This window comes from Dyadobacter jiangsuensis, from assembly GCF_003014695.1.
GTDB classification, from domain to species: domain Bacteria; phylum Bacteroidota; class Bacteroidia; order Cytophagales; family Spirosomataceae; genus Dyadobacter; species Dyadobacter jiangsuensis.
Genome location: NZ_PYAS01000032.1, coordinates 1 through 13,794, shown reverse-complemented (window position 1 = coordinate 13,794; position 13,794 = coordinate 1). Strand labels below are relative to the sequence as shown.

The 13,794-nt window shown below is 46.0% G+C and carries 15 protein-coding genes; 5 read left to right on the top strand and 10 right to left on the bottom strand.

Going from position 1 to position 13,794, the window contains the following annotated elements:
* Positions 1 to 377: 377 nt before the first annotated feature.
* From CLV60_RS33495 to CLV60_RS33465, 7 genes are all read right to left on the bottom strand, one after another.
* The gene (locus tag CLV60_RS33495) at positions 378 to 3,614 is read right to left on the bottom strand and encodes a sensor histidine kinase (RefSeq protein WP_106599758.1); all 3,237 of its coding nucleotides are present in this window, start codon (positions 3,612 to 3,614) and stop codon (positions 378 to 380) included.
* Between the two features lie 570 nt (positions 3,615 to 4,184).
* Entirely contained in the window at positions 4,185 to 4,709 is a 525-nt protein-coding gene (locus CLV60_RS33490) for a hypothetical protein (protein ID WP_106599757.1), read from the bottom strand.
* 242 nt (positions 4,710 to 4,951) lie between these two features.
* The gene (locus tag CLV60_RS33485) at positions 4,952 to 5,443 is read right to left on the bottom strand and encodes a helix-hairpin-helix domain-containing protein (RefSeq protein WP_146151648.1); all 492 of its coding nucleotides are present in this window, start codon (positions 5,441 to 5,443) and stop codon (positions 4,952 to 4,954) included.
* A 62-nt stretch (positions 5,444 to 5,505) separates the two neighbouring features.
* Positions 5,506 to 5,961, bottom strand: coding sequence for a helix-hairpin-helix domain-containing protein (locus CLV60_RS33480; RefSeq protein ID WP_106599755.1), 456 nt, complete (start codon positions 5,959 to 5,961; stop codon positions 5,506 to 5,508).
* A 23-nt stretch (positions 5,962 to 5,984) separates the two neighbouring features.
* Positions 5,985 to 6,554, bottom strand: coding sequence for an OmpA family protein (locus CLV60_RS33475; protein WP_106599754.1), 570 nt, complete (start codon positions 6,552 to 6,554; stop codon positions 5,985 to 5,987).
* Positions 6,555 to 6,599: 45 nt separating this feature from the next.
* A complete protein-coding gene (aqpZ, locus tag CLV60_RS33470; protein ID WP_106599753.1) occupies positions 6,600 to 7,286 on the bottom strand; it encodes an aquaporin Z in 687 nt (228 codons plus the stop codon).
* A gap of 48 nt (positions 7,287 to 7,334) precedes the next feature.
* Entirely contained in the window at positions 7,335 to 7,748 is a 414-nt protein-coding gene (locus tag CLV60_RS33465) for a hypothetical protein (RefSeq protein ID WP_146151647.1), read from the bottom strand.
* Between the two features lie 648 nt (positions 7,749 to 8,396).
* Between CLV60_RS33465 and CLV60_RS33460 the strand changes: the two genes are divergently transcribed.
* The 3 genes from CLV60_RS33460 (at position 8,397) to CLV60_RS34535 (ending at position 9,726) form a co-directional block, all read left to right on the top strand.
* Positions 8,397 to 8,684 carry a hypothetical protein gene (locus tag CLV60_RS33460; RefSeq protein WP_106599751.1) on the top strand — a complete coding sequence of 96 codons (288 nt, stop codon included), beginning with the start codon at positions 8,397 to 8,399 and terminating at the stop codon, positions 8,682 to 8,684.
* A gap of 64 nt (positions 8,685 to 8,748) precedes the next feature.
* A complete protein-coding gene (locus CLV60_RS33455) occupies positions 8,749 to 9,060 on the top strand; it encodes a hypothetical protein (RefSeq protein WP_106599750.1) in 312 nt (103 codons plus the stop codon).
* A gap of 381 nt (positions 9,061 to 9,441) precedes the next feature.
* Positions 9,442 to 9,726 carry a hypothetical protein gene (locus CLV60_RS34535; protein WP_211302313.1) on the top strand — a complete coding sequence of 95 codons (285 nt, stop codon included), beginning with the start codon at positions 9,442 to 9,444 and terminating at the stop codon, positions 9,724 to 9,726.
* Positions 9,727 to 9,945: 219 nt separating this feature from the next.
* On the opposite strand, the gene CLV60_RS33450 is transcribed toward CLV60_RS34535, so the two are convergent.
* The 3 genes from CLV60_RS33450 to CLV60_RS33440 all read right to left on the bottom strand — a co-directional run bounded on the left by CLV60_RS33450 (position 9,946) and on the right by CLV60_RS33440 (position 11,561).
* Positions 9,946 to 10,491, bottom strand: coding sequence for an outer membrane beta-barrel protein (locus CLV60_RS33450; RefSeq protein ID WP_106599749.1), 546 nt, complete (start codon positions 10,489 to 10,491; stop codon positions 9,946 to 9,948).
* A 210-nt stretch (positions 10,492 to 10,701) separates the two neighbouring features.
* Complete coding sequence (locus CLV60_RS33445; protein ID WP_106599748.1) at positions 10,702 to 10,944, bottom strand: GlsB/YeaQ/YmgE family stress response membrane protein; 243 nt, start codon at positions 10,942 to 10,944, stop codon at positions 10,702 to 10,704.
* Positions 10,945 to 11,243: 299 nt separating this feature from the next.
* Entirely contained in the window at positions 11,244 to 11,561 is a 318-nt protein-coding gene (locus tag CLV60_RS33440) for a hypothetical protein (RefSeq protein WP_106599747.1), read from the bottom strand.
* 369 nt (positions 11,562 to 11,930) lie between these two features.
* Here CLV60_RS33440 and CLV60_RS33435 point away from each other — a divergent pair, with 369 nt between their 5' ends.
* Positions 11,931 to 12,293, top strand: coding sequence for a hypothetical protein (locus CLV60_RS33435; RefSeq protein WP_170118940.1), 363 nt, complete (start codon positions 11,931 to 11,933; stop codon positions 12,291 to 12,293).
* A gap of 1,096 nt (positions 12,294 to 13,389) precedes the next feature.
* Entirely contained in the window at positions 13,390 to 13,728 is a 339-nt protein-coding gene (locus CLV60_RS33430) for a DUF6088 family protein (RefSeq protein WP_211302312.1), read from the top strand.
* The last annotated feature ends 66 nt before the right edge of the window (positions 13,729 to 13,794 follow it).

Sequence of the window (13,794 nt, the reverse complement as noted above, 5' to 3'; positions counted from 1 at the left end):
TGAAAGCGGAGCTGGAATTTTTCCGCTCCGCTTTTGCAATTCTGATTTGTAAGCTGCTTCCTAAGCGATGATCGCGCAAAGCCGGATATGTGTGACGGTGTTTTGCCCGTTTCGGCAATAGCTAAATGTCCGGATGAATATTTGTTCATATTTGAGAAGGCGAGAGGATACAAATGTTTCAAAAGTGGTGTCCGGATATCTGTCAGCCAAAAAGGATGTATGTGGCAAAAATAGCGATCCCAAGCCATGTGATTAATGGCGTTTATTCGCTCTTTGGATAGAAATAATTCGGTTCTAATTACTGCGGGCAATATTCGGGCAGCGGGCTTTTACCCCGATGCAGTTTGGGAAAAGCGGTTGCATGATTACCGGTTCTGTTATTGTCCGGTGACTGTTTCTGATTTGTTGAGTTGAAGCCGGAAATAAGTGAAGTTAGTTTGACTGATGTTGATTGAGATTTGGGCCAGTGCGGCCACCTCCTTGACAATCAGAAGCCCGAGCCCTTTGACTTTGCCAGTATCTACAAGCTCGTCCAGACTGCGCTCTTTGAAGGGTGAATTTACCATATCGACGATATAGTTGGGGATGTTGGCTCCACTGTTGGCAATAATCAACTCTTCACTATTCTGATCTATATCGCTCATATACACTCTTATCTGGCCATTTAGAGTGAATTTTGCAGCATTATCCAGCAGGTTATGCAAAATAATCGACAGCAGCAGGTGATCTGATTTTACTCGCTTTTCTACCGGCAGGTCATCAAAGAACAGACTGCCGTTCCGCTGAATTGTGCCAAGGAAAAGTTCCACTTTTTCCTCCACAAGATCCCTGATCGCAATGTCTTCGGGTGTTAGTTGTTTACCATACACCTGCACCTTTGAAAAATTAATCAATTGTTCCAGCATTGTACCCATCCGGTGCGACATGCCTGATGTCAAGGAGCCAATTCTGAGGATTTGATCAGTATCGCCCGATTCAACAAGTGGGGCAATCTTATCTAAGGCAAATGACATGTACTTTAGCGGGGATTGTACATCATGACTGATTGAAGCCACAATCCTGGATAGTACATGCAGCTGTTTGTCCTTTTCTCTTCTGGACAACTCAAGGCCATGCAGGGTCCGGTTTAGCTTCTCGGTGCGCTGCGCAACGATTTGTTCCAACTGGACATTCTTAGCAATGATTGACCTTAGCTTGTAGCTATCAAACGCAGCCGTTGAGCCAAAAATAATCAAACCGATCAACAAGACTGCGCCTGAAATAATCCACAGGTTTTCATACCACTTCTGAGGAAAATCAAGCAGAATACGCGTTGTCGTGTAATTGTCCGGGCCAAATCCGTTGAGCTTGCGGATTGTCAGTGTATACCTTCCTGAGTGTTTTTCTGAAATTTGGACTTTAAAATCGTCGTTTTGCAATGCGACCCAATCAGACTCTAAAATGGGTTTACCTTCTTTTACAAGTGAATAGAAAACCTTTAGATTGTCACTGTTGCCGAAATAGGCGGTAGAGAAAAACAGTCCGATATTGTCAGCCTTGTCGGGGATGTCCACTACTTCATTTGTGATCGGTATTTGATTACCATCAACTTCAAACCTGTCCAAGATGATGCGTCCTTCGGGCGTGTAACGCTGCACATTCTTGGGCTGAAACCAAACCATACCTTTAATGGACGGTATGGAAATGTACCCGTTGTCAAGTAAAAGGCCGCAAGGCTGGCATGAGCCGTTGAATTCATTGGTAGCCAGACCTTGTTCCATAGTATAGTAGCCATAATAGATCTCGGGGGGATTTTCTTGCCTTAACTGGCCACCCCGATTCCTTCTGGACACCTTCATTTTCAGTTGCGCGTAATGCAGAAGGTCATCTTTGCTTATCTGAAAAAGCCCACGGTTGGTGGGCACCCACAAATACCCCTCGCCGTCATCGACGGCGCAATGGGGGCTGGACAGGTAATTAGTCCGGTCAAGCGGAAAGCTGATGGCCTGGTCGTGGCCGTTCCAATACATAAGTCCTTTGTTCGCGGCTGTGATCCAGGCCTGGCTCTGTTTAAAAGGGTGTATGCTTTTGATGTAAAGCCCTGCCGTCCCTTTGATCAGGCGTGATCCTGCATTTTTTAAGGCAAAGCTAAAAAGACCCTCAGCGGTACCGATCAGCAGTTGGCCGGAGTTTTGTACCTGGATACATGTGATCTCTTGAAGTGAATCATTGGGAAAGAATTCAGGCTCCGGCTCGGCGCTTCCCGGCCGGAGCCTGTACAACCCCTGGTTAATGACACCAACCCAAATCTCGCCGCCAGGCCCTTCACTTAATGCTTTGATCTCATGCTCGAAGCTCCATTGCACTTTCACTCGCGTCATCCCGGAATCAACCTGAATCAATCGTTTATAGTTTTTGAGCCATATCGAGCCATCTTTACTTTTGATCATCACCCTTTTGTCTCCGGGATTCAGGCGCTCAATGGCGGGGACTTTCTCATGAATGGTCGGGCCGCCGCCTGGGTTGGCCCCGATCACCAGACCTGTTGGGGTCAGCACCTTGTCTTTCGAATAAGGTAGCTGCGCGTAGAAAACGTTATCGATGGCCTGTCCGGGCGTCATCAGAACTTTAAATTGAGTCTTTTTCAACACATAAAGACCATTAACATTGCTTCCTAGAAAAACTACCTCCGAGAGCGAATCATAGTAAATCACATCGATTCCCAGCGCAAACAAGTCAAAATCCCTGACCAATAGCCGGGCAGAAAGACTTCCGTTTTTTTGTTGGTCGAGAATGTACAGATCTTTGTCGACAAGCAGGAAAGCCTGTTCGGAATTGCCGTTCCAAAGTAACTTCTGTCGCTTGGGACTACGGTTTAAAGCGTTCTTGACCGAGTCGTTCAGCGTGAATTCGTAGCTTTTACCGCCATAGGTCTGGGTAAATGTCCCTTGCTGCTGGCTGTAATAGAGCCGTTTACCGATCGTGAAATAGTTCCAAAGGTCCGGTCCGGGGCTTGCGCATTGGTATTGCCTTTTCCAGTTTTCATAGTATTGGACGCGCCCCTTGTCTACCAGAAAGAAGTTGCCTTCTCCAGCCCCGGCCATGATCATGTGATGGTCGTTTCCCGATATGGCGTTGGTCACAAGATCGGGCAGGCCGACCACAAACGTGATATCATCCAGGGTTTTCACACCCAGGTCCGCAGACAATATCTTGCGGTCACGTTTTTGATAATACAACGAATCGATTTTGACGTGGCCGTCCTGTATTCGGGCGGCTTGCTGCGTCTCGAATCTGGCAAACGAGGCGTATGATACCTTTGCGCGCTCGGGCCGGCTTTTGGGACTTCCCGGATTCCCGGCCCTTTCTGATATTCTTATGGCCGACAACCGGCTGTTGATCACATTGAGGTTAGTGCTGTTGAAGACCTTGAAGTTTCTTCCGTCAAATCGCACCAGGCCATCTTCGGTAGCGAGCCAAATAAAGCCTTCCGCATCCGAAGAGATGCTTTTGACGCTATTTTGCGGCAGACCGTTTTCTGCCGTATACTGCCTGACGATATAACCGGTTTGCCCATAGGTACTCGTCTGGATTGTCAGCCACAATAGTTGTAATAGCAGTAAAGTTGTTTTCATTGATGTTAGGTAATACGCACGTCCTTTTACAGCGTGTGTGCCATCAGTAGCTAGTCGCACAACAGCTTACCCGACCGAAATAGCAGCGTTGCAAAATTTGCAGGGAGCTCTCGGATCTGCATCTGCCCCTGACCGGGTTAGTTACCCAAACCCGTGAGCTAAGCTGGCGTTGTTGATGTGGTAATGCGGTAAGCAGACTTGAAGTGATCCTTGATTGGTCTTGGTGGAAGTATTACCGCCAGCCCGTGCGCCTCTGATCTGGCCTTTCGCCATTTTAGTTGTCAAAGGTAGAAGTAATACTAGCAAAATCGATACAGAAAAAACGCTAAAGTGCTTGATCAGCATACCGTTAGTTCGCCGTAGTTAGGACAACAGGTTCGATGAGTGCGTGTTACAGTGAACTTTCACTGATGTGGATTTTTTAGTAAATAGTCGCTTGCCCAGATACCAAGTATATTACAAGTAACTGAGGAGGGCTAAACTGCCACATTTACAGGTGAATTTGGATGGCCTGGCGCTTGAATGCCAGCCAGGTTTACTTACCATTTATTTGTCTGTTAGGGACTCTTATCAAAAGGGCGAAAAGCGGATCCCCGCTGATAAATTCGGGCTTAGAAAAAAAGGCTTTCTGAGCACCTCGATGTAAGTGCCAGCTTCCAAGAATACGCTGATACGGTTGTCGGGTATAAAGTATTCGAATCCTCCAATCGCAGAACCGCCTAGTGTGACGGCTTTTTCATACTGGCCATTGAGCCGCTTAGGATAGGACCGGCGGTTATTGATCTGCCCACCAATTCCATAATAAACACGTAAGACCTCTGAATTAAATACCGGAGTGTGCCATAGATAGTGGATTTGCAGCGACACCCCGGTATTTTTATACCTGCCATTATCACCTCTGTAAGCACGTTCTCCGGAGAGAATCCCGCCATAGGTACCAACTGTAACATCCACGGCCTGGATATTATTAAAGTATTTGCGAATGGTGATCCCTGTTGGTTCGCCAAGCTTAACACCGACAGCCCAGTTGTTTTCCTGCCCTTGGGCAATTCCGCACAGCAGCGTTAAAATAAAAATGCTGACCAATTTTTTCATTGTTTCTAAAATACGTTTGTTGAAGTGAAGATTGTCGCTTGCGGGTGACGGGTAATAATAAGTAAGGCAGCCTCAAACTAGTAGCAAGAGGCTGCTCCATTTCGCTTAAACTGTTGTTTATCAAAATGCAGCCTTAGCGGGCTACATTTTAATAAACATTTTGCCTTCATACCCGCACAGCTAAAAATTGTTTACGATTTAAAACAGAAGCGTTATATGAAATGAATGCTGAAACGCATGACTTATGTAATTTGTCTTCCTCCGATTAGTTGGTCTTGCAGTTTTTTTAGCTGCTCCCATTCGCCGTCCTGGGCAAGCCTGGATTGAAGGGGCCAGCTAGTCGGGTCGTGCATCTGATAACCTTCGCCGGCTTTATTTAACAGATCGAGCAGCTTACTTAAATCGGTGGCGGCCAGATCTGCATAGGTGTCGATATTTTCCTTGTAGAGAAGTTCCTCAATTTTGGGTCCGATTCCTTCAATCACTTTCAGATTGTCTTTTTTGACTTTCACATCACGTCTGCTCAGTAAGCTTACTCGGCTCTTTTTTTGCTGGCATTCATCGAGCTCTTTGCGGATCGAGCGCAAGTCAGCCTGCAGACGCTTTGACCGTTGGTAAATCAGCCAGCTGGCTAGTAACCATCCCACCAGGGTACAAAGGATCAGTAAAACAATAATCTCTGCAATGGCGACAGGCCTGCTCATCGGGTCTATCAGTAGAAGTGAAAGTTTCATTTTAAAAGGTGGACTAGTTGAGTGGATAAGTGCGTATATGGGAATGCGTATAAGTCAGAGCCTCAGGCTCTTCCTCCATTAAGCCTGAGTTGCCATTCCAGCAGCTCATCCCATAAGCCCTGGTGGGCAAGCTGAGCCTGTTTGGGCCAGGTGGCGGGATCATGCATTTGAAAACCCGGGCCGGCCGTGTCAAGAATGTGTTGTATAGCTTCGACCGAGGTAAGGCTAAGCTCCTGGTAAGTCCATATATGCGCCTGTTGAAGTAGCTTTTCTATCTGTGGTCCAATGCCTTCGATCTTTTTAAGATCATCACCCGGGATCGGTACTGCGGTCGCTGGATCCTGATGCTGACATCTGGCAAGGCTCACCTGGGCGGCTTCTATGTGCTGGGTTAGCTTGAAAAGCCGCAGTTGCCCTTTCCGGTATGCGATGACAAAACCTAAAAAAGCCGAGGTAAATAGCATCAGTGTATGTTGCCACCAGGCGTCAGGCAGGTTTAACGGATTGAGTTGAAACATTTTTATACGTGTTAATGGTGACTCTACTGGACAACGATGGCGACACGGCGGTTTGCTGCCCTGCCATCAGCAGTACTATTGCTCTTTTTAGGAGCGTTTTGCCCTTTGGCATCTGTGAGTAGTTGCTGCGTCGGCAGGCCCGCCAGAGTTAACTGCCGTTTGAGATGTTCTGCGCGGTTTTGAGAAAGTCTCATATTGATCTGTTCAGAACCCGTGTTATCCGCATGCCCGGTCAGCAATAGTTTCTTTTCCGGGTTAGCTGCCAGATACTGGCGCGCAGTGGCGATGAACTCTTCATTTTCAGGCGTTTTGATGTATTCTACCCCGCCCGAGTTGTAGTGAAGGTCTATCGGTGTGAAAATATCCGTATGCGGTCGGGATGTTATCAGCGTCGAATCGGGGGCAGCTTCGATGGCTGAAAAAGTAGAATTCAGGGCCGGCGGCAGAGAATCCTGGCTGTCTGGACGCTGGTAGCGGACAGGCTCAGATAGAACCGGATCGCATAACAATTTGATCTTGCATACATGCCACCAGGTGGAGGCGGCCATCCAGCCACCAAGGACAAGCCACCAGAAAACGTTACTTTTTGACATAGGACAGATAAATTATGGGAATCCTGACTTTGATGAAGACCGTAACTACCGGTTTTGACCGGCCAACAATCTATGGACAAGCCCGGCTAGTATTGCGCCTGCGATAGGGGCGGCAATAAAAAGCCAAAGCTGCTGGATTGCCCAACCGCCGACAAAAACGGCCTGGCTTATGCTGCGGGCTGGGTTGACTGACGTATTGGTTACAGGGATGCTGATCAGGTGAATCAGTGTGAGCGTTAGACCAATAGCCATTCCGGCAAATCCGGATGGAGCCTCCACACGCGTTGCGCCCAGAATGATCAGCAGAAAAAAGAAAGTCAGGGTAAGCTCGGATACAAATGCGGAACGCATATTGTATCCGCCCGGAGAATGTGTGCCGTAACCATTGGCGGCAAAATCGCCAATGGAGCTGCCGTTACCTGTTACGATAACAAATAGTATTGCCGCGCCCAGCAATCCGCCGGCTATCTGGGAAATGATGTATCCGGGCAGCTGGTCGGCGTCGAGTCCGCCGCCGGCCCAAAGACCTATCGAAACAGCCGGGTTCAAATGTGCGCCTGAAACAGAGCCTACCGCATACGCCATGCTCACAACGGTGAGTCCAAATGCAAGCGAGACGCCTAAAAGACCGATGCCGACCGCAGGAAAGGCCGCTGATAGCATGGCGCTTCCGCATCCGCCGAATACCAGCCAAAATGTACCCAGGAACTCAGCTAAATACTTTTTTTTCATTGTAAAGCGGATAAGAATTAAAATTGGTTAAAAGAATATCGAATGAAATTAAAAGAGGGAGGCACCGGATCTTGTTTGCGCGCTGGTGGGTAGTTTTTTCCTGAGAATAGGTCTGTGAGCAAGCAGCAGGAGCAGAGAAACGATCCCAAATGCTACCCAGCGGTTAATGGAGGTGCCTGGCATCAAATCTGTCAGTATCAGGGCGAGGTATCCCCACAAGACGGAGAAAAATATGACCAATACCACACGGAAGAAATGATTGCCGTAGCAAAGCGTACTGGTGAGCACGCTGGCGAGTGCTGCTAAAAAGAATGCAGAGGGCCGATCCAGGCCTGCAGATTCATAGCACAGAAACGACACATACATCCATGATGAAACGATCTCAAGGATAAAAATTACAAAGTGTCCGGTTACATTGAAGCGTTGTGGACTGTCGGTAATAGAATTGTAATGTCGCTGCATAGGCATCTTCGCTATCGGATTGAACGGAGGCTGTTTTCAAACGATTGTGGGTTGATCAAATGGGCGACTAATAGATTTCTTATTTTATTGAGCAAACATATTTTAATCAGCGCGTAAGAAATGTAGATTTGTTAATGGTTGTTTGTAGATTTTTACGCACAGATGAAAATATATCTCCCGGTATTACCGGGAGACTATCGGCATTTCGTGTCCAAAAGTTATTCGAAAGAAATTTAATGTATTGAATGTATTTAATAGCCTGACAATAGCTAATTGCTAATTGATGTGTTGGCAACTTAAATTTTTTCGTGACAATAGTCGTCGTTGAATTTTTAAACAGGCTGCGACTGAATAATGGGTGCGATTAAGTTTACCAAAGATAAAATGTGCAAATATTATTTGTAATAGCAATTATTCTAGTATTACATAGAATTTATTTAGGTATATATTTCATATTGAATCAATACGCAAGTCGCTAATTAAAAACTAAATTTGTTTTTCAATTAAAGCTGCCGCTAGCAGCGACCTGTCCTCACAGGGCCTGGTTCCTGCGGAAAATGAGTGTAGTACCCTTGAAGTCCCCTCTAAACTGAATCGTAGACAGATAGTGAGAATTTTTTGTTTTAACCGATGAGTTGAGTAAATGATATGCAAAAGAGAAGACTTTCTCCGATCTGCTCCTGGGCTTTAACTTTATGCACGCTGATTTTAGCACTTAACCTGACGCTAGTCAAATTTGATCCTGTGACAGGAAGGGGCGTCGCTGAACTGCTACTTTCGCTGGTGCTTTCCGGTATTATCTTCAACGCGTATGTAGTTCTCAGTGAGAAGCTATCCGAATGGTATAAAAAGCATCTGATGCTTTTGCAGGGCTGGTTGATGATGGTTTGCCTGACGCTTGTTTTTTTGGGTACCTACTTTATTTGTCATCCCTGAACACACCAAGCTCGTGGGATCTGCACCCGGTTCATATGAATTGCAAAACCCAAATATCAATGAGATGACCAATGTAATGCACAAAAAGTTTATCGACTACTGCCGGATCTACGTCTATCCGGCCCGACTCGATGCAAGGCTGACCACCGGGGATCTGGTGGTACAGTTTCTGATCGGACTTGCCCTGTATATTGTCATAGATATTTCACTGACGTTGGTGCTGATCCTGTTGGCAAATATTTTCGATAACCACTTCGAAATTGGCCTTGTAGACAACTGTATGATCGCCGTTGATCTAGCCATCAAAGTCCTTTTGACAATTGTTTTTGGAAAACGGCTCTTACCTATTATTAAAAAGCTTTTCAACAATCAATGATTCACTTTGATCGCAGCGCAGTAGCTTCGCTCAGCATCTCATCATGATTCTTAGATCACTTCGCTGCTCGATCCATGCACAATCACCGGTAGTGTTGGCTTTTTTATTGTGGAGCTTCTCGTCCGCGACTTTTGTTTTGGCGCAAAGACCGGGTAATGTGCTTGAAAGGGACTCCGCGCGAGCAGATACAGGCAAAAAGCTCGATCTGATCGATATTGGAAAACGGCTGCTGCATATCAAACCTTCCAAGCCGCGTGCCGCTTCAAAAAAGGTATTTACTTTTCAGCGCTTCCTTTCTCGACTCAAGTGCCGGGTGGGGGAACTGCCATTATCACTTCGGCGACAGCCGGCTTTTACCTGGGAAATAGGGAGGATACCTACATGTCGAAGCTATCCTTTACTCCCTATACGAACTTTAAAAAGCGTTTCGGCCTACCCATCCGTTCGTACCTATGGCTGAAAGAAAACAGCTGGGTGATCAGCGGGGATTCCCGTCTGATGGTTTATCCTTCCTATACCTGGGGGTTAGGCCGCCAGTATAAAGCCTGGGTTGGGAAGAGCATAACCGGGCTGGTCGCGGTTTTGACCAGAGCCGTTACCGCGGGCGTACACTGCTGTATACGGAGGCCGAGTTCCGCAGGGATATTACAGACAACGGGTTTTTAGGCCTCGTTTTATTTGCCAATGCTACCACGGTAAGCGGTCCGCGAAGTATTTTGCTGATCCATTGGAACCCGGCCGTTGGCGGAGGAATCCGCATTAAAATGAATAAACGGTCGGCAACAAATATTGGATTGAATTACGCCAGGAGCTTGCATCATGCCGGGGTCAACTTAACGCTTGGAGAGGTCTTTTGATCGTGGGCTCTGCTGAGACTTAAAAATATTACAAACCGAAGTTTTTGGAGATACCGAAGCCCGCCCCGCTTCCAAAAGAAAGTGTAAAACTAGTCGCTGTCTTACCGGACTTGGGCTTGCTGCTGACTATACCAAGGGACCCAAAATTGAAATTCAGGGCAAATCCATTCTTTAAGTTTACGCCAATTGCAGGAAATAGGTGTCCTGAGAACCCGTTGCTCTTTAAGCCATCAGATTTTCCGGTTATGTAATTGGCATTGAGCTGCCCATAAACTGCAAAGATGTCAGAGAGGGGATAGGCGTAACGGATAAATGGACCGGCGCCAAATGTGGATGTTTTGATTTGTGGTTCCCCGGTCTTTGTGCTGCTCACCGCCAGGTTAGCTCCCGCCGTCCAATGGTCATTGAATTGATAACCAACTCCGGGGCTCAGCGAAAATGCATTAGACTTGACGCCCGTCGAAGCCTTCGAGGAGGCGATGTCAAGGTTGCCGTACACGAGCAGCGTACCGGTTTGAGCTAATGCTGCTTTTGAAAAAAGCAATCCCGAAAATAGCAGAGTAGTAACTTTCATGGTTTGAAGATATTAGTTGTTGAATATAATTCACGGCAAAGACGACTGCATGCGGCAGACCGGTAATCCAGGCCGCTGGCTCGCAGGGAAGCTTTACCTATATGGCTGTCCGTTCGTAGTTGATTTTCGAAATACAGTATTGTCCAATGCCGTGTATCGGAAACACACGCCATTGGAACTGTGATAACGCCTAAAAGCATACGTCGCTATTTAACGTCTGCTTACGAGGCTGATCAGAAAGAGCAATAGCCATCCACCAAGTGCGGCAATGATGATGTGCCCCAACAGGCCCTGTCCTCCAATGCCCAGTTTACCGGCAAGCCAGCCACCCAAAATAGATCCGGCAATACCAACAAGAATGTTGCCAATTAAGCCGAAACCCCATCCTTTGAACAGTACGCCGGCTAGCCAGCCTGAAATGGCTCCGATCAGGAGGAAGTACAGGAAATTCATAATAAATTCGATTTGTTTGGTTAAGAAATTGTCTGTTAAAGAAGTTTGGGTTTGCGGTGTTTTATCAAGCCTGCTGATAAGCAGTTGTGCAAACCTGAATTATATACCTGCCGGTACTTTGAGTCGATTTTTGATGATAGCTCTTGGCAAACGTAAAATTTTTATCTGTAAAAAAAATGGGGACTAGAATTGATTCTAGTAGTGTTAGCCGCAGTTCGGGAAGAAAAATAATTCATGATTTGCATTATGCATTGAAATAGCTGCCAATAGAAGTATAGGCGGATTTTTTACAGCAATAGTTATTCTCGATAAAGTTGTAAATGTTCAATAAACAGATTTAAATATCTGCGAAAGATAACTAATAAATGATCGTTGACCTGATTGATATTGCCGTTGCCAGGCGAAGCCCGTGTGACCTTTTCAACAAAAAGGTGCCCGTGCTCGAACTCAAAAAATAATAGCTTGATTTTTAGCTTCAAGTCAGAAATCTCGTCAGAAAGTTCCTGGTGTCCGGGCTTTTCGCGCACGGAACTTGCCGGGATATAGCTAGCGGTAAGGCGATCTATTTCAGCGATATATTCATTGGCCTTTTCGATAAAAAAAGATGACGATTTCATAAAGAAGGCTATTTTTATTTTGAGATACTGAACATTCAAGAAAGACTTGACATGAATAACATTTGCGCGTCAATCTGTCGCTTGCAAAAGATGCCGTCTTTTGCAAGCGACCACAACCTGGGACAAACCTAAAGGCTTTTTCTTAATGCGCCTATGACACTGAATCATTTCTGGACGAAGGTGCGATTAATTCTAGACCTACGACATTGTTGGAATTAGAAATGCTGTATAAATTCTAGCTACTACTCGAACAGCAGCTATTTTAGCTGACCTGATAGAAAGCTAGTTTTGCTACCATGTTCTTCCATGCGCATGCTATACATCTATCTAACTTATTTCAGCCTTTTTGTCCCCTTTCGCACCGCAGATATGCTCAATCAAAGCATGTCGACTGTTAGGGTTGATCAATTGCGCAGCAACCACGAGACAGGTTACTTTTTTGCGTTGCGGCAGGTCCCGTTGAGCCAAAAGGAATACATCTTTACCGCAGATGCATTAAAAAGGGCAGTTTACATCCATGCGGGTCAAACCGTTCCGTTGAGCTACACGATGACCGTAAAGAAGGCCCGGGGATTTGACATGTACTTCGCAGCGACGGATTATAGCGTCATTTTGTCTGTCAAAGAACAGAAGGTGGTTGATCAGCAGACAAGTGAATACCAGGGTACTTTGCTTGTTCGCCATGGAAGGGACAAGCAGAAATTTGCGGTACATGGCTTATATGTCAGATGACATGAACTTCATAAGGAAGGTTTACCTTGGGGACGTCCTCGTCCAATATTTTAGGTGTTTGCTTGGTGGAACGCAACTGGTAGCCAGAGTGGAAATTACGGCGAAACTGACCATCTGATTTCAGTTTGGACAGATTATGTCATTCCGGTCTGAATTGACTAGTTTTTGTCTTTTTTAATCAACGAGTTACACTAAAATCCAAAAAGCTGAATTGGTGGTCAATCTGACACGGATTGAGGTGGTCTGTGGTACCGTATTTTCTAATTGGGCATTAGAACCGTATTCACTTTTCATCTTGACGATATCACATCCAGAGAATTCGTCCAGAATAGGTACGGAACCGCACAAAAGCGTCTTTTTTATTCCGATGCGTTCGGGAAATCTACTGTCAACATTGTTCCTATGCGGGTAATTGAGGGTTGGGAAATTTCTACCTTGGAACCGGTATGGCGATTGTTGGACTGCCGGACGGCAATCCGTTCGTTTTCAGATTCGCAGCTCGAGGCTAGAGCGTTGGAACTTTAGGGTATGCGGAAAACAACACCGAATGTTGGCCCGCTTTGCGGCTAGGCGCATGAGTAAATCGCAGGGGCATTTCTCGAGAGAGGATTTGAAACCTGGTATTTAACGGGCTGTTAAGCAGTAAGTTATGGGGTTTCAAAAATTACTTCCACGATTCACGACATCAGCTCAAAATGCCTCGCAAAAACTTGATTAACTAGCTGATTATCAATACGTAACAAACCGTATTTTATACAAAGTTACGAAATCCCTGTTTAAGGGCAAAAACTGGGTTGATTTCTTCTTCGCTTTAGGTTCGAATCCCTCATCTCCGAGGGTTCGAATCCCCTTCGCAGCATTTAGAAGTTTCCTGGTCTTCTCGGGAACCAATATAGCAGGAAAAGCTACTATGTGTCAATTAGGTCAATGCGGGAGTATTGGTGCTTAAACCTTGATCCAGTCAGCTCTTCAGTGGAACGCACGGCTTGGTAGTGTTACCTGTTCGAGGTTTCGTCGGCTTGCTTAATGTTATAAAATGTCCAGTTTTTTAAATACAAAACTGGACATTTTGAGAATAAATGTATAATATTGAGATATGAAAGTGTCTGGTATCGTTGCAACTAGGATAAATAGACTTCCCAAAGGATATGTCTTCACATATGTGGATGTGTCCGATGATGTGGAAATGAAAGAGGCCGTGATCAAGGCGTTAAACCGTCTGGCGCAATCAGGAAAAATCACAAAACTGGCCAAAGGGAAATATTATAAGCCTGAAAGCACCGTCTTTGGAAGCCTGGCACCAGATAGGGCCCAGGTCGTAAAAGACCTGCTGGAAGACAATGGCAAGATCACGGGTTATCTTACAGGATACAGCATCTATAATCAGCTAGGATTGTCTACCCAATTGGGTATTTCGGAGAAGTTGACCACCTGATTCCGTGGCAAATTGACCACCTAATTATCTGGCGGCCGGTAGCAGAAAAAAGCTGCAGAAGCAGTT